This is a genomic window from Burkholderia sp. AU31652 (assembly GCF_002223155.1).
Taxonomy (GTDB): Bacteria; Pseudomonadota; Gammaproteobacteria; order Burkholderiales; family Burkholderiaceae; genus Burkholderia.
Genome location: NZ_NKFG01000005.1, coordinates 2,020,159 through 2,037,371 on the forward strand (window position 1 = coordinate 2,020,159; position 17,213 = coordinate 2,037,371).

General features: G+C 66.8%; 18 protein-coding genes. 12 read left to right on the forward strand and 6 right to left on the reverse strand.

The features are described 5' to 3' along the window. Positions 1–11: 11 nt before the first annotated feature. The 3 genes from CFB40_RS26590 to CFB40_RS38195 all read right to left on the reverse strand — a co-directional run bounded on the left by CFB40_RS26590 (position 12) and on the right by CFB40_RS38195 (position 3,179). Positions 12–1,319, reverse strand: a complete 1,308-nt coding sequence (locus CFB40_RS26590) for an Nramp family divalent metal transporter (RefSeq protein ID WP_089432865.1) — start codon at positions 1,317–1,319, stop codon at positions 12–14. 84 nt (positions 1,320–1,403) lie between these two features. After that, complete coding sequence (locus CFB40_RS26595; protein ID WP_089427236.1) at positions 1,404–2,660, reverse strand: oxalate decarboxylase family bicupin; 1,257 nt, start codon at positions 2,658–2,660, stop codon at positions 1,404–1,406. Positions 2,661–2,771: 111 nt separating this feature from the next. Next, positions 2,772–3,179 (reverse strand): hypothetical protein, encoded by a 408-nt coding sequence (locus CFB40_RS38195; RefSeq protein WP_143329888.1) that lies wholly within the window; start codon positions 3,177–3,179, stop codon positions 2,772–2,774. Here CFB40_RS38195 and CFB40_RS26600 point away from each other — a divergent pair. The 10 genes from CFB40_RS26600 (at position 3,178) to CFB40_RS26645 (ending at position 12,131) form a co-directional block, all read left to right on the forward strand. Beyond that, positions 3,178–3,774 carry a hypothetical protein gene (locus CFB40_RS26600; RefSeq protein WP_089432866.1) on the forward strand — a complete coding sequence of 199 codons (597 nt, stop codon included), beginning with the start codon at positions 3,178–3,180 and terminating at the stop codon, positions 3,772–3,774. The two genes, CFB40_RS38195 and CFB40_RS26600, sit on opposite strands and share 2 nt — an antisense overlap. A 366-nt stretch (positions 3,775–4,140) precedes the next feature. Further along, positions 4,141–5,022, forward strand: coding sequence for a sap1 transcriptional regulator SapR (sapR, locus tag CFB40_RS26605; protein ID WP_089432867.1), 882 nt, complete (start codon positions 4,141–4,143; stop codon positions 5,020–5,022). Positions 5,023–5,046: 24 nt separating this feature from the next. Continuing rightward, the gene (ddpX, locus tag CFB40_RS26610) at positions 5,047–5,610 is read left to right on the forward strand and encodes a D-alanyl-D-alanine dipeptidase (RefSeq protein WP_089432868.1); all 564 of its coding nucleotides are present in this window, start codon (positions 5,047–5,049) and stop codon (positions 5,608–5,610) included. Between the two features lie 70 nt (positions 5,611–5,680). After that, positions 5,681–7,282 (forward strand): ABC transporter substrate-binding protein, encoded by a 1,602-nt coding sequence (locus CFB40_RS26615; RefSeq protein ID WP_089432869.1) that lies wholly within the window; start codon positions 5,681–5,683, stop codon positions 7,280–7,282. A gap of 10 nt (positions 7,283–7,292) precedes the next feature. Next, positions 7,293–8,363, forward strand: a complete 1,071-nt coding sequence (locus CFB40_RS26620) for an ABC transporter permease (RefSeq protein WP_089432870.1) — start codon at positions 7,293–7,295, stop codon at positions 8,361–8,363. A gap of 66 nt (positions 8,364–8,429) precedes the next feature. After that, entirely contained in the window at positions 8,430–9,344 is a 915-nt protein-coding gene (gene nikC / locus CFB40_RS26625) for a nickel transporter permease (RefSeq protein WP_069251831.1), read from the forward strand. 1 nt (position 9,345) lies between these two features. Next, positions 9,346–10,260 (forward strand): ABC transporter ATP-binding protein, encoded by a 915-nt coding sequence (locus CFB40_RS26630; RefSeq protein WP_089432871.1) that lies wholly within the window; start codon positions 9,346–9,348, stop codon positions 10,258–10,260. Further along, positions 10,257–11,033 carry an ABC transporter ATP-binding protein gene (locus CFB40_RS26635; protein WP_089427229.1) on the forward strand — a complete coding sequence of 259 codons (777 nt, stop codon included), beginning with the start codon at positions 10,257–10,259 and terminating at the stop codon, positions 11,031–11,033. The genes CFB40_RS26630 and CFB40_RS26635 overlap by 4 nt, the downstream gene beginning before the upstream one ends. A gap of 128 nt (positions 11,034–11,161) precedes the next feature. Then, positions 11,162–11,416 carry a GlsB/YeaQ/YmgE family stress response membrane protein gene (locus tag CFB40_RS26640; protein ID WP_089427228.1) on the forward strand — a complete coding sequence of 85 codons (255 nt, stop codon included), beginning with the start codon at positions 11,162–11,164 and terminating at the stop codon, positions 11,414–11,416. Between the two features lie 379 nt (positions 11,417–11,795). Further along, positions 11,796–12,131, forward strand: coding sequence for a type 1 fimbrial protein (locus CFB40_RS26645; RefSeq protein WP_089427227.1), 336 nt, complete (start codon positions 11,796–11,798; stop codon positions 12,129–12,131). Positions 12,132–12,199: 68 nt separating this feature from the next. Here the strand turns inward: CFB40_RS26645 and CFB40_RS26650 are convergent, their stop codons facing one another. From CFB40_RS26650 to CFB40_RS26660, 3 genes are all read right to left on the reverse strand, one after another. Then, positions 12,200–13,072, reverse strand: coding sequence for a LysR substrate-binding domain-containing protein (locus CFB40_RS26650; protein ID WP_089433325.1), 873 nt, complete (start codon positions 13,070–13,072; stop codon positions 12,200–12,202). Then, positions 12,964–14,079 (reverse strand): class A beta-lactamase, encoded by a 1,116-nt coding sequence (gene bla / locus CFB40_RS39540; RefSeq protein ID WP_441299789.1) that lies wholly within the window; start codon positions 14,077–14,079, stop codon positions 12,964–12,966. Before bla ends, CFB40_RS26650 begins: the two co-directional genes overlap by 109 nt. Positions 14,080–14,289: 210 nt before the next feature. After that, the gene (locus tag CFB40_RS26660; RefSeq protein ID WP_089427224.1) at positions 14,290–15,150 is read right to left on the reverse strand and encodes a peptidoglycan DD-metalloendopeptidase family protein; all 861 of its coding nucleotides are present in this window, start codon (positions 15,148–15,150) and stop codon (positions 14,290–14,292) included. Positions 15,151–15,661: 511 nt separating this feature from the next. Here CFB40_RS26660 and CFB40_RS26665 point away from each other — a divergent pair. Beyond that, positions 15,662–16,558, forward strand: coding sequence for a LysR family transcriptional regulator (locus tag CFB40_RS26665; RefSeq protein WP_089432872.1), 897 nt, complete (start codon positions 15,662–15,664; stop codon positions 16,556–16,558). 46 nt (positions 16,559–16,604) lie between these two features. Continuing rightward, the gene (locus CFB40_RS26670) at positions 16,605–16,991 is read left to right on the forward strand and encodes an ester cyclase (RefSeq protein WP_089432873.1); all 387 of its coding nucleotides are present in this window, start codon (positions 16,605–16,607) and stop codon (positions 16,989–16,991) included. The last annotated feature ends 222 nt before the right edge of the window (positions 16,992–17,213 follow it).

Below are 17,213 nucleotides of genomic sequence, written 5' to 3' on the forward strand. Positions count from 1 at the left end.
CCCGCGGCCGTTCAATTGAAGGCCGCCCACACCAGGTACGCATTCAACCCGACGATCACGACCGTCGCCGCGCCGGCGACGATCCGCAGCGGCGGCCGCATCGCGTAGGCGCCCATCACGTCCGTGCGCGCCGACAGCAACAGCAGCGCGATCATCGGCAGCGGCAGCACGAAACTCAGCACGACCTGGCTCGCGACCATCGCGCGCGTGACGTCGCAGCCGAGCGCGACCACCGCGAACGCGGGCACGACCGTCACCGCGCGCCGCACCCAGACCGGCATGCGGCGGTGGATGAAGCCCTGCATCACGACCTGCCCGGCCATCGTGCCGACCACCGAACTCGACACGCCCGACGTCAGCAGCGCGACGAGAAACAGCGCGCCGGCCGCCGGCCCGAGCACCGGGATCAGCGTGTGATACGCGTCGCCGATGTCGGTCATGCCCGGCGCGCTCGCGTGAAACGCCGACGACGCCATCATCACCATCGCGAGATTCACGAACCCGGCCAGCCCGAGCGCGACGACGACCTCGCGATTCGAGAAGCGCACGAGCCGCCGCCGCTCCGCGTCGTCGCGCGGCGCGGTGCGATCCTGCGTGAGACCCGAATGCAGATACAGCGTGTGCGGCATGATCGTCGCGCCGATGATCCCCACCGCGATCGTCAGCGCCGCGTGATCCGGAATCTGCGGGACGACCAGGTGGAACGCGGCCGCATGCCAGTCCTGCGGCGCGATCAGCAGCTCGCCGAGATAGCACGCGCCGATCACGCCGACCAGCGCCGCGATCGCGGCTTCCAGCGGCCGGAAGCCGCGCTTTTCGAGCGCGAGGATCGCGCCGGTCGCGAGCGCCGTCGCGATCATCCCCGCGAACAGCGGCAGGTGGCACAACAGCCCGAATGCGAGCGCGCCGCCGAGGAATTCGGCGAGGTCGGTCGCCATCGCGGCGATCTCGGACGCGACCCACATGCCCCACACGACCGGCGCGGGAAAGCGGTCGCGGCACAGCTCCGCGAGATTGCGGCCGGTCACGATGCCGAGCTTCGCGGACATCGCCTGGAACAGCATCGCGATCGCGTTCGCGGCCAGCACGACCCACAGCAGCCGGTAGCCGTACGCGGCGCCGGCCTGGATGTTGGTCGCGAAGTTGCCGGGATCCATGTAGCCGATCGACGCGATCACGGCCGGGCCGATGAACGGCAGCAGCGCGGAGACGCCGGTGCGGCGCCCTTCCAGCGCGGCGCGCGCCGCGCCGTCGGGGTGCGCGGTGGACAGGTCGGGCAGCGCGAAGCCGCCGGCACGTTTGCTCGTGACGGGAATCATGGTGAGGTTCCGTTCGAATTAGGAAGGATTCCTGAAGTTCGGGCGCCGTGGCCGGCATGCCGCCTGCCGGCCGAGGCGGCGGCGTTACAGCGGCACGACGTCGGGACGGTTGCGCGGAAACTGCGCGATCACGTCCGGTGCGACGTTCAGGTGCGCTTCGACGAGCTGCGGCGGCGTATGCGCGAGCCAGTCGGACAGCGACACTTCCGCATAACGGTCGGTCTTGAAGATCTCGAGAAACACCAGGTCGGTGCTGCCGGTGTTCTGCACGTAGTGTCCGAGGCTTTTCTTCACGTAGCCGACGTCGCCCGCGCGGAAGTCGGCCGTCTGCGCCTTCGGCCCCGTGTCGAACACGGTCATCCGCGCGTCGCCCTGCAGGTAGTACTGCCATTCGTCCGCGTTGGGGTGCCAGTGCAGCTCGCGCATGCCGCCCGGATGCACGGTGACGAGCGCCGCCGCGACCGTGGTCGACACGTTGAAGTTCGTGCTGTCCGCGATCCGCACTTCGCCGCCGCGGGTCTTCCTGACCGGCTTCATGTCGCCGAGCGAGAAGATGAACGGATGCGGCGGCGCCCCGGCCGACGACGCCGACGCGCGCTGCGCTTCCGCGAGCGGGCCCGGTTCGTCGCCCTGGAAGATCCACAGGTTGTCGAGCGGAATGTTCCTGAACGCGTCGGCCGGCACGCCGAAGTTGAGCGCAAGCACGTCGGGCGGCGTGTGCGCGATCCAGTCGGTCAGCAGCAGCGTGTTGAATTCGGACGCGCGGCCGTTATCGAACGCGAGCAGGAATTCGGCGCCGTCGGTGCCGAGGCCCTGCAGCGAATGCGGCAGACCGGGCGGGAAATACCAGAGATCGCCGGTTTTCACGTCCTGCACCGATGGCCTGCCGAGTTCGTCGAGTACCGTGATCCGGCAGCGGCCGTCGAGCATGATGGCCCACTCGGCCTGCTGGTGCCAGTGCATCTCGCGAATGCCGCCACGCGTGAGGCGCATGTTGACGCCGGAAATGGTTTCGGAAATCGCAAAATCGTCCTGCGTGACTTCACGTGCCCATCCGCCATTTTGAATGCGTTTATGGGCGTTATTGAATGACGCCCAGAATAATGGCATCCCATTGATATCGGTAGCCGGCGGATCCTGAAAGGACGGGAATTGATTGGCGATTGCCGGGTTTTGGGGCCCCGGGTCGGTCAGGCTCTGGCGGTTGCGCGCATTCACCGCGCCTTCCGGCGGGCGGTCCGGATTACCGAACGAAGCAGCCTTGGCCGATACGGCGATACCCGCCGCGGCAATGGCGCCGGCCGTTCCAGCCAGCATCTTGCGTCGAGAAAGATTCGTCATGATTTCCTCTTCATGCCTGCGATTGTGCGAATTTCCATTTACGGAACACATGCCGTTTTTCGGATTATCGAAAATCGAACATCCCGTGACGCAAGTTAAATCCATATTCACCTAAAAATTAAATGAATTATTAGCCTGAATTAATGAGTTAAACTGATTCTCTTTAATTTTGTAATTATTGAGGCGCTGTTGGGTGTGAGCGACCGATGCTGTTAATCGGTCGAGTCTGGTGAATGAGGAAACGCGATCAGTTGCAGCGGTGATGCCTGAAATGGCGGCAAGAGGAGTCGATGCCGAGTCCACGTAGCGCGAAATGCTCGATGCCAGGGCGCGGTTACCCCGGGGCATCGTCACCACACGCCACGCGTTTTTTGTCTCTTCAGGACCGCTTTTAACCGGTTGAGCCGCGGCAAAGGCAATGTCGGGCAGGCGGGCGACGTCGACAAGACGACCGCCCTTGTATTTTCGGGGTATTTCGGGGTACTCTCGGGGTAATTCAACCAGAAACGGAGCTTTCATGCCCCCGATTCAGTATGTCAATGCCAGCGATGGCACCCCTACCCATGTCATCATTCCCGTCGACGAATTCGAGCGCGATTACGTGCGCATCGACACGACTCATGCGGCACCCGAGTCCGAACCCGCGCGCGAGTCGCTGTTGAGCGCCGACAAGCTGTTCATCAAGCTGCCGCACGGCGGCCCGGACGCGAAGATCGACGTTCACGCGTTCGCTCACGCGTTCTGCCGCCGCGGCACGACCGATACGGTGCTCCCGGTTGTGCCGATCGCCAAAAAAACGCAGAAGCTGGCCGACTTCGAGGCCAAACGCGACGGCAACAACAACATGGTCGGCCCCATCAACGGCCTTGACGCGATGCTGCGGCGTTGCTGCCTGCCGGAGGGTTCGCCCTATCGTGACACGATGCAGGCGACTACGGCTGTGGTCGACGCACTCGTCGAAACCGGCCTGTTCAAGCGCACGACTCAATCCATGCCCGGCTTCTATCGGGCCGTGCAATGCCTTTCCGTGGTGGTGGAGAAAATCGTCGCCTTCGTTGATGACCACGGCGAACCGGACAACCCGATCGACCCGAACCTCTTGATCATCCCGTGATGCCGAAGCAGCATCGCATTCCTCAACATGCAAAGGCGAAGCCCGGGGACGGCCTTCGCTTTTTTCTTTTTGCGGCCAACCGGGCAAGCGCTGTCACTGCACCGATCGCGACTCCCATTTCACGGCTTCGAGACACAAGACCTAGCGCAGGCTTCGCCAGCCCGACAATTATTCCTGTCAGGCATATTTTGCGTTTATGCCTGACAGGAATAATTGACCCGCCTGCGCACACCTCTCCCTCCGCCGACCATGCTTTCGCCCCTATCACCTATCCTCACACCATAGTTTTTATCCGCTGGCGCGGATGATTTTGGCTTTGTTAGATGGATGACATTCGATCACCTGACGACAACGATCTAACAGCCGATGACCTGCGCGTTTGCCCGTACCGTCGAATCCCGCTATGCCGAGCTGACGCCGACCGCCAAGCGCATCGCGAGCTACATGCTCGCGAACCTCGACCGGCTCGGGCTCGAGACGGCCGACCAGATCGCGCAGCAGGCCGGCACCAGCGGCATCTCGGTCGGGCGGTTCCTGCGCAGCGTCGGCTACCGCAACCTCGACGACCTGAAGCGCGAACTGCGCGGCGGCGGCGACCGCCCGTGGATGATCACCGACCGGCTCGACGAATACCGCCGCGTCGCCGGCACGCATCCGGCCGAACCCGACGGCAACGGCCGCGAGGGGCCGCTCGCGTCGTCGCTCGAGCGCGAGCTCGATGCGATCCGCCACGTGTACCGGCTCGCCGAAGGCCCGGTGTTCGCGCAGGTGGCCGACCGGATCGCGCAGGCGGACGCCGTGTTCATCCTCGGCATCCAGTCGACGCGCGGGATCAGCAACGCATTCAGCAGCTACCTCGAATACCTGCGCCCGCGCGTGTTCTATTCGGACGGCCAGTCGGGCTCGTACGTCGATTCGCTGAACTCCGAATTCGAGCGGCCGTACTGCATCGTCACCGATACACGCGCGTATTCGCGCAGCGCGCGCCGCTATTGCCAGGCGGCCGCCGAGCGCGGGCAGCCGTTCGCGCTGGTCACCGATCTCTCGTGCCCGTGGGCGCGCGACTGGCCGGCCGACCTGCTGCAGGTGAAGACCGACGTCGGCCAGTTCTGGGATTCGCTCGCGCCGCTCACCTGCCTGTTCAACCTGCTGATCACGGCCGTGGTCGACCGCCTCGGCCCCGCGATCGACCGGCGCGTCGCGCGCAACCGCGAACTGCAGCGCACGTTCGATCAATTCGAATCCTGAATGCGAGTGCCTTCCGAACCGCCGATGAACGCTCACCGCCTCGTTGAAATCACGTCCGCCACGCATCGCGTCGACATCGATCTCGTCTACGCGACCGACCGCAACCTGACCGGCAAGCCGATCTACCGCCGCGCGCATTGCCTGCTGCTGGCGCCGGCCGAAGCCGCGCTGCGCCGCGCGGTGACCATCGCGGCGCAAGCCGGCTTCACGCTGCGCATCTACGACGCGTACCGGCCGCCGCAAGCGCAGCAGGTGCTGTGGGATTTCCTGCCCGATCCGAACTTCATCGCCGATCTCGGCCGCGGCTCGAATCACAGCCGCGGCACCGCGCTCGACCTGACGCTCGTCGGCGCGGACGGCGAGCCGCTCGACATGGGCACCGGCTTCGACGAGATGGTCGCCGCCTCCGGTCACTTCCACGCGGGGCTGCCCGAAGCCGTTCAGCGCAACCGCCTGCTGCTGCTCGGCGTGATGCACGCGGCCGGCTTCGCGCACATCGACAGCGAGTGGTGGCACTACGAATTGCCGGGCTCGCGCGCGCTGCCGCAGATCGACAATGCCGACAGCGGCCCGTGGCACCTGATGTGATGGCCCGACGTATTTCCCTCACCGTTCACGTTCGACGACTTCAACGATCTCAACGACAGATGGAGCGCATATGAAATTGCTGACATCCCGGCTCGTCGCGGCGCTGGCCGCCGCGTCCGTTCTCGCCGCCGTTCCGCTTTCCGCCGCGCGCGCGGAAACGCCGAAGGACATGTTCGTGATGGCCACGCTGCTCGACGAATTCACGACGCTGGACCCGGGCGAGATCTACGAGCTGGTGCCCGAGGAATACGTCGCGAACACGTACGACCGGCTCGTGCGCGTCGATCTGCGCGATCCGTCGAAATTCAACGGCGACGTCGCGCAGTCGTGGACGGTGAGCACCGCCGGGCTGACCTACACGTTCAAGCTGCGCCCCGGCCTCAAGTTCCACTCGGGCAACCCGCTGACGGCCGACGACGTCGCCTGGTCGATCCAGCGCGCGGTGCTGCTCGACAAGGGGCCGGCCGCCGTGCTGACCGGCATCGGGCTCACGAAGGCGAACGTCGTCGCCAACGTGAAGAAGCTCGACGACCTGACGGTATCGGTCACGACCGACCAGAAGTACGCACCGACCTTCGTGCTGAACGTGCTCGGCTCGTGGCCTGCATCGGTGGTCGACAAGAAGCTGCTGCTGTCGCACCAGCAGGGCAACGATTTCGGCAACGCCTGGCTGAAGACCAACGAAGCCGGCTCCGGCGGCTACAAGCTCGTGAAATGGACGGCCGGCGACAGCGTCGTGCTGCAACGCTTCGATGGCTACCGTCTGCCGCTCGCGATGAAGCGCATCGTGCTGCGCCATGTGCCCGAAGCGGCAAGCCAGCGCCTGCTGTTGGAAAACGGCGACGTCGACGCGGCGCGCGACCTGAGCCCCGACGATCTGGCGTCAGTCGTGAAATCCGGCAAGGCGAAGGTGTCGGCCTCGCCGCAGGCGACGCTGCTGTATCTCGGCCTGAACACGAAGAACCCGACGCTCGCGAAACCGGAGGTACAGGAAGCGCTGAAATGGCTGGTCGACTATGCGGGCATCCAGGGCAACGTGGTGAAGACGACCTACAAGGTGCACCAGACCTTCTTGCCCGAAGGCTTCCTCGGCACGCTGAACGCGAACCCGTACAAGCTCGACGTCGTGAAGGCGAAGGCGCTGCTCGCGAAGGCCGGCGTGCCGAACGGCTTTTCGGTGACGATGGACGTGCGCAACGACTATCCGTACACCGAAATCGCGCAGGCCGTGCAGGCGAACTTCGCGCACGCCGGCATCAAGGTGCAGCTGATCCCCGGCGACAACAAGCAGACGCTCGCGAAATACCGTGCGCGCCAGCACGACATCTACATCGGCGAATGGTCGGCCGACTACATCGACCCGCACAGCAACGCGCAGGGTTTTGCATGGAACCCGGACAATTCCGACAAGTCGAGCTATAAAATGCTGGCCTGGCGCAACAGCTGGGACATTCCGCAACTGACGAAGGAGACCGACACCGCGCTCGCCGAACCGACCGCCGCGAAACGCGCGCAACGGTATCAGGCGATGCAGAAGGAGATGCTCGCGCGCTCGCCGTTCGTGATCATGTTCGAGAAAGTCGCGCAGGTCGCGACGCGGCCCGGCGTGAGCGGGCTCGACGTCGGGCCGATCAACGATCTCGTGTCGTACCGCAACCTGAAGAAGCAATAAGATTCGCCGCATGTCGACACCCGCCTCCTCCCTCGAAGCACTGCGCACGCTGCCCGCGCGGCGCCCGGCCGTGCGCTGGGCCCTGCGCGTGCTGCGCTGGGCGCTCACGCTCGCCGTCACGTTCGCGGGGCTGCTCGCGCTGACGTTCGTGATCGGCCGCAAGGTGCCGATCGACCCCGTGCTCGCGATCCTCGGCGATCGCGCGTCGGCCGACGCGTATGCGGCCGAGCGCATCGCGCTCGGCCTCGACAAGCCGCTCGCCACGCAATTCCTGATCTATGCGCGCGACGTGCTGCACGGCAATCTCGGCATGTCGCTGCTGACCGCGAACCCCGTGCTCGACGACATCAGGCGCGTGTTCCCGGCCACGCTCGAACTGGCGACGATCGCGACGCTGATCGGCATCGCGATCGGCGTGCCGCTCGGCGTCGCGGCCGCCGTGAAGCACAACCGGCCGATCGACCACGTCGCGCGCTTCGTCGGGCTGATCGGCAATTCGGTGCCGGTGTTCTGGCTCGGGCTGATGGGGCTGCTGCTGTTCTACGCGCGGCTGCACTGGGTCGGCGGGCCCGGCCGGCTCGATCCCGTGTACGACGGGATGGTCGACACGCGCACCGGCAGCCTGCTGATCGACGCGGCGCTCGCGGGCGAGTGGGACGTGTTCCGCAACGCTGTGTCGCACATCGCGCTGCCGGCCGCGATCCTCGGCTACTACTCGGTCGCGTACCTGAGCCGGATGACGCGCTCGTTCATGCTCGACCAGTTGAGCCAGGAATACATCGTCACCGCGCGCGCGAAGGGCTTGTCGGAGCGGCGCGTGATCTGGCGGCATGCGTTCGGCAACATCATGGTGCCGCTGCTCACCGTGATCGCGCTCACGTACAGCAACCTGCTCGAAGGCTCGGTGCTGACCGAGATCGTGTTCGCGTGGCCCGGGCTCGGCTCGTACCTGACCGGCGCGCTGCTGAACGCCGACATGAACGCGGTGCTCGGCGCGACGCTCGTGATCGGCGCGATGTTCATCACCGTCAACCTGCTGACCGACGCGCTGTACCGCGTGTTCGATCCGCGTGCGCGCTGAGGGCCGACCCGACATGACCGCTTCCCCCCTGCTTCTTTCATCGCCCATGCCGAAGGTCGTCCAGTCATGAATGCCGAGCGTCTCACCCTGCGTGCGTGGCTGCTCTCCGACGCGCCCGCATCGCGCTCGCAGGCCGCACTCGGCCTCGCGTACCGGCGCTGGCGTCGTTTCGCCGCGAATCCGCTCAACCTGTTCGGGCTCGCGATTCTCGTCGCGCTGATCGTCGTCGCGATCGTCGGCCCGCTGATCATGCCGCACGATCCGCTGCGCCAGGTGCTGTCCGACCGGCTGCTGCCGCCCGGCTCGCCGTCGCACTGGCTCGGCACCGACCAGCTCGGCCGCGACATCCTTTCGCGGCTGATCGCCGGTTCACGCCTCACGCTCGGCATCGCCATCCTCGTCGTCGTGATCGTCGTGCCGATCGGCCTCCTGATCGGCACGACGGCCGGCTATTGCGGCGGCTTCGTCGACAGCGTGCTGATGCGCATCACCGACATCGCGCTCGCGTTCCCGAAGATCGTGCTCGCGCTCGCGTTCGCCGCCGCGCTCGGGCCGGGCGTGATCAACGCGGTCGTCGCAATCTCGATCACCGCGTGGCCCGCGTATGCGCGGCTCGCGCGGGCGGAGACGATCCGCATCGCGCAGGCCGACTTCATCCACGCCGCGCGCCTGCAGGGCGCGTCGGGCCCGCGCATCCTGCTGCGCTACATCATGCCGCTGTGCATGTCGTCGGTGATCGTGCGCGCGACGCTCGACATGGCCGGCATCATCCTGACCGTCGCGGGCCTCGGCTTCCTCGGCCTCGGCGCGCAGCCGCCGAGCCCCGAGTGGGGCTTCATGGTCGCGTCGGGCCGCAACGTGCTGCTCGACGCGTGGTGGGTCGCGACGCTGCCCGGCTGCGCGATCCTGCTCGTGAGCCTCGCGTTCAACCTGCTCGGCGACGGGCTGCGCGACGTCTTCGATCCCCGCCATGGAGCGTGACATGCCGATGAATCCCGCCCCCTCGCCCGCGCCGCTCTGCGAGATCGACGGCCTGAAGATCGGCTTTCGCGGCCACGACGGCACCGTCACCGACGCCGTGCGCGACCTGTCGCTGACGCTCGCGCCCGGCGAACGGCTCGGCATCGTCGGCGAATCGGGCTCCGGCAAGTCGCTGACGGGCCGCGCGCTGCTCGGCCTGCTGCCCGATGCCGCGCGCTGGTCGGCCCGCACGATGCGCTTCGCGGGCCACGACCTGCTCGCGATGCCGCCGGGCGAACGCCGGCGGCTGTGCGGCAGCCAGATGGGCATGATCCTGCAGGACCCGAAATATTCGCTGAACCCGGTGATGACGGTCGCGAAGCAGATGGGCGAGGCGTTCCGGCTGCACGAGCCGGGCCTGCGCGGTCGCGCGCTGCGCGAACGGATCGTCGACGCGCTCGCGGCCGTGCAGATCCGCGACCCCGCACGCGTCGTCGATGCGTATCCGCACGAGTTGTCGGGCGGCATGGGCCAACGCGTGATGATCGCGATGATGGTGTCGACCGGCCCGCGCCTGCTGATCGCCGACGAGCCGACGTCCGCGCTCGACGTCGCCGTGTCGATGCAGGTGCTCGCCGTGCTCGACGCGATGATCGCGCGACACGACACGGGCCTGATGTTCATCAGCCACGACCTGCCGCTCGTGATGTCGTTCTGCGATCGCGTCGCGGTGATGTACGCGGGCCGCGTGGTCGAAACCTGCGCCGCGCGCGACCTGCGCGACGCATCCCATCCCTATACGCGCGGGCTGCTCGCGGCGAACCCGCCGCTCGCGAACCCGCCGGACGAACTGCCCGTGCTGCGGCGCGATCCGGCGTGGCTCGAGCCCGCGTCGCCTGCCGGCACGCCCGCCGATCGACAGGAGGCCGCACGATGATCGACGTCGATCACGCATCGATCCGTTTCCCGACCCGCACGGGTCACGTCGACGCCGTGCGCAACGCGAGCTTCGCGGTGCGCGACGGCGAGGTGTTCGGGCTCGTCGGCGAATCGGGTTCCGGCAAGTCGACGCTGCTGCGCGCGCTGACGGGCCTCGTGCCCCTCGCGTCCGGCAGCCTGTCGATCGACGGCCGGCCGGTGGGCGGCACGCCCGATCGCGCCTTTCGCCGTCACGTGCAGATGGTGTTTCAGGATCCGTATGCGTCGCTGCATCCGCGCTTCACGGTCGACCAGACGCTGCGCGAGCCGCTGTCGATCCATGGCATCGGCGACGCCGATGCACGCATCGCCCGCGCGCTGTCCGAGGTCGGCCTCGGCCCCGCGTTCCGGTTCCGCTATCCGCACCAGCTGTCGGGCGGCCAGCGGCAGCGCGTCGCAATCGCGCGCGCGCTGATCGTCGAGCCGCGCGTGCTGCTGCTCGACGAGCCGACGTCCGCGCTCGACGTATCGGTGCAGGCGGAGATCCTGAACCTGTTGCGCCGCCTGCATCTCGAACGCAACCTGACGATGATCCTCGTCAGCCACAACCTCGCGGTGGTCGGCTTCCTGTGCCAGCGCGTCGCGGTGATGCAGCATGGCCAGATCGTCGAGCAACTCCGGATCGAGGACGTGCGCGCCGGGCAGGTGGCGCGCGACTACACGCGCACGCTGCTGAACGCGACCGAAGGCTACCGCCGTCTCGACCCGGTGGCGGGCGCGCCGGCGGCCTGACATCTGCGCGCCGTGCCGGCATGCGATACTCGGCACGCCACGCGGCGGCCTGCCGCGCATGGAACCCTTGTGCGCTGCACGGGTCAACTTTCTTTCGTCAACAGCTCATCCGCAATAGGGAGGCGTTCATGCTGCAATTCATCGAAACCCTGGTCGTCGGGCTCATCGTCGGCCTCCTCGCCCGCGCGCTCAAGCCCGGCGACGACAAGATGGGCATCCTGATGACCATCGTGCTCGGCGTTGTCGGCTCGCTGGTCGCCGGCTACGTCGGCCGCGCCGCCGGCTGGTACGCACCGGGCCAGGGCGCGGGCTGGATCGCGTCGATCATCGGCGCGATCGTGCTGCTCGTGGTCGTCGGCGCGGTACGCAAGCGCACGGCCTGAACGACGCACGTTCCGCTTCAACGCAAAACGGCCGCTCGGAAACGAGCGGCCGTTTTCTTTTGGATCGCCGATATTCACCTGTGCACCGCTTCCACGATCCGCAAACTCGTTGACTTCGCAACGACCCGTCGTGACGACCGGCATCGGACTTCCGCGTTCCGGTCGAGCCTACACCACCGGCATTACCCTGATTTGATATCTCGCAAATCAGGCATAGATTGAATTCAGCAATACGAAATCGTTTGCTCCTATCCCAAATTGGTAATTTTCCACTCAAGAGTTTCGATGGTTTTGCCGTTTACGCATACAGCATCGCAGCGTTAGACGGACTGCCACCCGAGCGGCCCCGCTGCGACGCGCTTCCTCTCTGGAGCCTGTCATGAAGCACCGCCCTATCGCCGCCTCGTTCGTCCTGGCTGCTGCGCTTCTGGCCACTTCCTCGTCCTTCGCCGCCGGCGCGTCCGGCGTCATCACCTTCTCCGGCATGATCGTCGAGCCGCCCTGCTCGTTCGCGGTCGATACGGCCGATGTCGCCCGTGGGCACGTGCGCCCCGATTGTCCGCGCCCGGCCTACGGCCAGATCGCGTTCGTCGACGCGGCGAGCCAGCAGGCCATCAAGACCACGACCTTTACTCAGGCCTCGCGCGCAATCGTTTTACCGAACCGTCCGGGCCACAACCAGGCGCCGATGATCGCCGTCGTGACGTACCAGTAAAGCCGTCCGCCGGCGCGCGAGATCCAACGGATTCCGCGCGCCGTTCGGCGTACCTGCGTGATCGCCGGTCAATCGCGATGGCGCGCGATCCAGTCGCTGAACGCGCGGATCTTCTGCTGGTTGCCGATGTTCTCGGGATAGACGAAGAAATAGCGCGCGCCCGTCTCGAGCACGATGTCGAACGGACGCTCCAGCCGGCGCGCGCTGACGTCGTCGTCGACGAGCGTCACGTCGCCGATCGCGACGCCGAAGCCCTGCATCGCCGCGTTCGTCGCGAGATCGAGCGTGTCGAACGTCGGCCCGCGCGCGGGATCGACGCTGCGCTCGCCGGCGTGATCGAGCCACGCGCGCCAGTCGCGGTGGTCACGCGTCGGATGCAGCAACGTATGGCGCACGAGATCGCCGACCGCGTCGAGCGGCGACGTCTGCCGCAATTCGGGCGCGCAGACGGGCGTCAGCCGCTCGTCGAACAGCGGCAGCGCGAACACGCCGGCGCCCGGCGACGTGCCGTAGACGACCGCCGCATCGAACGGCTCGGTCGAGAAATCGACGACGTGCTGCCACGCGGTGGTGATCTGCACATGGAGATCGGGATGCTCGCCCTGGAAGCGCATGATGCGCGGCAACATCCAGCGCATCACGCAGGTCGGCACCTTCAGCGCGAGATCCGTGCGCTGCCGCGTGAGCCGCATCGAAATGTCCTCGATCCGCGCGAAGCTCTCGTTGACCACCGGCAGCAACTGCTCGCCCTCCGCCGTCAGCGTGAGGCCCTTCGCATGCCGCTTGAACAACGGGAAACCGTAATGCGCCTCGAGCGTCTGGATCTGCCGGCTTACCGCGCCCTGCGTGATGCACAGCTGCTCGGCCGCGCGCGTGAAGCTGCGGTGGCGGGCCACCGTCGAGAAGATCTGCAGCGCATGCAGGGGCGGAAGTCGGCGCATGAAGAAGGCAAACGGAAAAACGGCGCGGAAGGACCGCGCGCCGACCCCGGCGCGCACTGTCCGACACGATAAGCCAAACGCCGGCTTTGCGCGAGGCGCGGGACGCTCAGGCCGTCGCGGTGAGCGCGCCCGCCACGATGCGCGCCGCCGACGCGACGACGTCCGCGCGAGCCGCCGCGGCGGCCTGCGGCTGCGTGAACGACACGGCCATCACGATCGGCGCACGCGACGGCGGCCACAGCACGGCGACGTCGGTCGTCGTGCCGTAACCGCCCGTGCCGGCCTTGTCGGCGATGCGCCAGCCGGGCGGCACGCCTGCCGCGATGCCGGTCGGCGCCGCGCGCGCCGCCGACCATCCATTCCGTCAGTCGCGCGCGCTGCGGCTCCTGCAGCGTGTCGCCGAGCAGCAGCCGCTGCAGCGTGTCGACCATCTCGACCGGCGTCGACGTGTCGCGTTCGTCGCCGGGCGCGGCGTTGTTCAGTTCGGGTTCCCAGTGATCGAGGCGGAACGACGTGTCGCCGCTCGCGCGCACGAACGCCGTGACGGCCTGCGGGCCGCCGAGCACGCCCATCAGCAGGTTGCCGGCACCCTTGTCGCCGGACTGCAGCATCGCCGCGCACAGCTGCTCGATCGTCATGCCCGTGTCGACGTGGCTTTCCGTGATCGGCGAGCCCGCAACGATTTCATAGCGACGGTACAGGATGCGGCGCGGCAGCAGCGACGCGTCGAGCGAGCCGCGCGCGAGTATCGCGGCCGCCGCGGCGACCGCGTACGTGCCGCAAAGCGGGAAGCGCTCGCGCGCATGGTGCGCGATGCGCACGCCGTTCGACGTATCGAGCGCGGCGACGCCGAGCCGGCCATTCGAGGCCTTCTCGAGCGCGGTCAACTCAGCCTGGGCGGTGTGGGCGCGCCCCTGGTCGGCGACCGGCGCGGACGTGCACGCGGCGACGAACGGCGCGGCAACGGCGGCAAGCAACAGCGAGCGGCGTGTCGGAGAGTGTTCCATGAATGTCGTGGGTTCTGTCGGAATCGGTGGCACGAAGCAGCTCGGGCACGCAGTGAAGCAGCGCACCCGATCACGCCGACGGCCGGCCCGCGACGGCATTCGCCGCGCTTCCCCGAAAGACGACCGTCGGCCCCGCGAAGCGCGGGACTCGCATGAACAGACCCTAGCGTAGCAGCGACCGCCGCGACGTTCCAGCGAAACGGCCCGGCTTCACCCTTGCGACGAAGGCAGGTACGGCATCGGATTGACCGGCTTGCCGTCGCGTCGCACTTCGAACAGCAGCGCGACACGCGAGTTGTCGAGGTCGCCCATCTCGGCGATCTCGTCGCCCTGGCGCACGATGTCGCCCGTCTTCACGAGCAGCTTGCGGTTGTGCGCATAGGCGGTCAGGAAATCCGCGTTGTGCTGGACGATGATCAGGCTGCCGTAGTCGTTCAGGCCGGTGCCCGCGTACATCACGCGGCCGTCGGCCGCGGCGCGGACCGGGTCGCCCGGCCGGCCGGCGATCTGGATGCCGCGGTTCTGCCCCGGCCGGAAGCCGTCGACGATCTTGCCGCTCGCGGGCCACTTGAGCGCGACGCCGCCCGCATGCCGCTTCGTTTCCTTGACGACCTGACGGTCGCTCGCGCTCGACGCGATGGTCTGCGTAGCTGCCGGGTTGCTCGCCGCGCCATTGCCCGACGCCGACGAGGCGGCCACCTGCGTGCCGGGTGCACCCGGCGCCGGCAACGGCTGCTGCTTGACGATGCGCAGCGCCTGCCCCATGCGCAGCCTGCCGTTCGCGCCCAGCTTGTTCCAGGTGCGCAGGTCGGCAACGCTGCAGCCGTTCGCGGACGCAATGCCCGTCAGCGTGTCGCCGCGCTTCACGACGTACTTCTGCGCGACGAGAATCGGCGCCGGCGGCGGTGCGCTAGCCGACGGCGCAGCGGCAGGCTGGCTCGACGGCGAAGGCTGTCCCGCCAGCGTGTCGCTCGGCGGAACGGACTGCGTGCTTGCACAACCGGCCATGACGAGCACGGCTGCCAGGCCTGGCAGCCACGCCGCGTTGCGGTGAATCTCGCGCGTTTTCATGGACGATCCGACTCCGGTTTGACAATCTTTCAAGCATCTCAAAAACGGAACGGCCGACGTGTAACCGGATGCAAACAATGATGACAAACGATCACGAACCGGATGCCGGCCGGCATTCGCTACCGGTAATACGGTCCGATTCAGGAAAACTTGATGGTCTTTTTGCAGGAAAGCGGAAGAATTTTCGTCTCTGAAAACTATGACGGATTGGTTTCAATAGGCACGAGGCGGCGATCGCCGCGACGTTCAACGCAACCACGCGGCGAGTTCGGAACAGGCCCACGCGATGCCGATGCACAGGAACAGCATGTGCAACGCGATCTTGAACGACACGCCCCACGACGGATCGATCTGCATGACAGGCTCCTCGGTTGATGTGCGGCCATGATCCGCCATCGATCGCGCCCCGAAAATGCGGAACCGGCGAATCGGGCCTCAAGCTGCGCCTGAGACCCGGGCCGCGGTTCCCTGCTAACTTATCGGCCATTCCAATACGATCGCCCCACCCATCATGCGCTTCGACCTGACCGACCTGCGGCTCTTCCTGAACATCTGCGAGGCCGGCACGATCACGAGCGGCGCCGAGCGGACCCACATCACGCTGCAGGCCGCGAGCGAGCGCATCCGCGGCATGGAGGACGAGCTCGGCGTGCCGCTGCTGCACCGGACCAAGTCGGGTGCGCAGGCCACCGATGCCGGCCGCGCGCTCGAACACCACGCGCGCACCGTGCTGCAGCAGATCGACCACATGCGCGGCGAGCTGCAGCAATACGGCCAGGGGCTGCGCGGGCATATCCGGTTGCTATGCAACACGGCGTCGCTGAGCGAATACCTGCCCGATGCGCTGGCCGACTACCTGCCGCATCATCCGAAGCTGTCGATCAGCGTCGAGGAGCGCTCGAGCCAGGAGATCGTGCATGCGATCCGCAACAAGACGGCCGAGGTCGGTATCGTCGCCGATTCGGTCGGGCTCGGCGGGCTCGAACAGAAGCCGTTCCGCGAGGACTGGCTTATCGTCGTCGTCCCGGCCGCGCATCCGCTCGCGTCGCAGGACAAGGTCGCGTTCGACTCGATCGCCGATGCCGACTTCATCGGCCTCACCGACGGCAGCGCGCTGCAGGTGCATCTCGCCGACCAGGCGCGCGCGCTCGGCAAGCGGATCCGCTATCGCGTGCAGCTGAAGAGCTTCGATGCGATCTGCCGCGTGATCGCGAGCGGCGTGGGCATCGGCATCGTGTCGCGCCATGCGGCCAAGCGCGCGATGCAGACGATGGACGTGCGGCTCGTCGAGCTGTCCGATGCGTGGAGCCATCGTCGGCTGAAGCTGTGCGCACGGTCGTTCGATGCGCTGCCGAAGTACACGCGGGAGTTCGTCGCGTTCCTGTCCGGCGAAACCACGCCGCAGTGACGCGCGCCGCATCCGACTCATCCCGTCGATACAAGGAGGCACGGCCATGACCGACACCGATCTTGCAACCCGCTACCGCGCGTACATCGACTGCCTGAACCGGCAGGACTGGCCGGCGCTCGGCGAATACGTCTCCGATAACGTGATTCACAACGACCGGCCGCTCGGCCTCGCCGGTTACCGCGCGATGCTGGAACAGGACTTCCGCGACATTCCCAATCTCCGTTTCGACATCCGGCTGCTCGTGTGCGAGCCGCCGCGCATCGCCTGCCGGCTGCGCTTCGCCTGTTCGCCGAGCGGGACGTTCATGGGGCTCGCCGTCGACGGCCGGAAGGTCACGTTCTGCGAGAACGTGTTCTACGAGTTTCATGACGGCAAGATCCGTCAGGTCTGGTCGGTGATCGACAAGGCCGCGATCGAGGCACAGCTTTAGGCTCGACGGAACGGCGTGGCTGCCTGTCGCCATCGCGCCCCGATGTCCGTCGAATTCATTTCGATCCGTGTGGATAACGTTTTCCCTCACTCCCCCGCGAGCACGCATCACCGGATAGTCATTCTGCTCGTCGTGTCCACATCGGTATCCCGCGCTTCACTTCATCCCATCGCGAAGAAATCCCGGTAAATTCTTCACTATTTCGCTCCAACCCTTCACGCC

What these genes read in the sequence shown, in the direction of transcription:
- CFB40_RS26590 (WP_089432865.1), bottom strand. Translation starts at nt 1,319, where the DNA reads ATGATTCCCGTCACGAGCAAACGTGCCGGCGGCTTCGCGCTGCCCGAC.
- CFB40_RS26595 (WP_089427236.1), bottom strand. Translation starts at nt 2,660, where the DNA reads ATGACGAATCTTTCTCGACGCAAGATGCTGGCTGGAACGGCCGGCGCC.
- CFB40_RS26600 (WP_089432866.1), top strand. Translation starts at nt 3,178, where the DNA reads ATGCCCCCGATTCAGTATGTCAATGCCAGCGATGGCACCCCTACCCAT.
- CFB40_RS38195 (WP_143329888.1), bottom strand. Translation starts at nt 3,179, where the DNA reads ATGAAAGCTCCGTTTCTGGTTGAATTACCCCGAGAGTACCCCGAAATA.
- sapR (WP_089432867.1), top strand. Translation starts at nt 4,141, where the DNA reads ATGACCTGCGCGTTTGCCCGTACCGTCGAATCCCGCTATGCCGAGCTG.
- ddpX (WP_089432868.1), top strand. Translation starts at nt 5,047, where the DNA reads ATGAACGCTCACCGCCTCGTTGAAATCACGTCCGCCACGCATCGCGTC.
- CFB40_RS26615 (WP_089432869.1), top strand. Translation starts at nt 5,681, where the DNA reads ATGAAATTGCTGACATCCCGGCTCGTCGCGGCGCTGGCCGCCGCGTCC.
- CFB40_RS26620 (WP_089432870.1), top strand. Translation starts at nt 7,293, where the DNA reads ATGTCGACACCCGCCTCCTCCCTCGAAGCACTGCGCACGCTGCCCGCG.
- nikC (WP_069251831.1), top strand. Translation starts at nt 8,430, where the DNA reads ATGAATGCCGAGCGTCTCACCCTGCGTGCGTGGCTGCTCTCCGACGCG.
- CFB40_RS26630 (WP_089432871.1), top strand. Translation starts at nt 9,346, where the DNA reads ATGCCGATGAATCCCGCCCCCTCGCCCGCGCCGCTCTGCGAGATCGAC.
- CFB40_RS26635 (WP_089427229.1), top strand. Translation starts at nt 10,257, where the DNA reads ATGATCGACGTCGATCACGCATCGATCCGTTTCCCGACCCGCACGGGT.
- CFB40_RS26640 (WP_089427228.1), top strand. Translation starts at nt 11,162, where the DNA reads ATGCTGCAATTCATCGAAACCCTGGTCGTCGGGCTCATCGTCGGCCTC.
- CFB40_RS26645 (WP_089427227.1), top strand. Translation starts at nt 11,796, where the DNA reads ATGAAGCACCGCCCTATCGCCGCCTCGTTCGTCCTGGCTGCTGCGCTT.
- CFB40_RS26650 (WP_089433325.1), bottom strand. Translation starts at nt 13,072, where the DNA reads ATGCGCCGACTTCCGCCCCTGCATGCGCTGCAGATCTTCTCGACGGTG.
- bla (WP_441299789.1), bottom strand. Translation starts at nt 14,079, where the DNA reads ATGGAACACTCTCCGACACGCCGCTCGCTGTTGCTTGCCGCCGTTGCC.
- CFB40_RS26660 (WP_089427224.1), bottom strand. Translation starts at nt 15,150, where the DNA reads ATGAAAACGCGCGAGATTCACCGCAACGCGGCGTGGCTGCCAGGCCTG.
- CFB40_RS26665 (WP_089432872.1), top strand. Translation starts at nt 15,662, where the DNA reads ATGCGCTTCGACCTGACCGACCTGCGGCTCTTCCTGAACATCTGCGAG.
- CFB40_RS26670 (WP_089432873.1), top strand. Translation starts at nt 16,605, where the DNA reads ATGACCGACACCGATCTTGCAACCCGCTACCGCGCGTACATCGACTGC.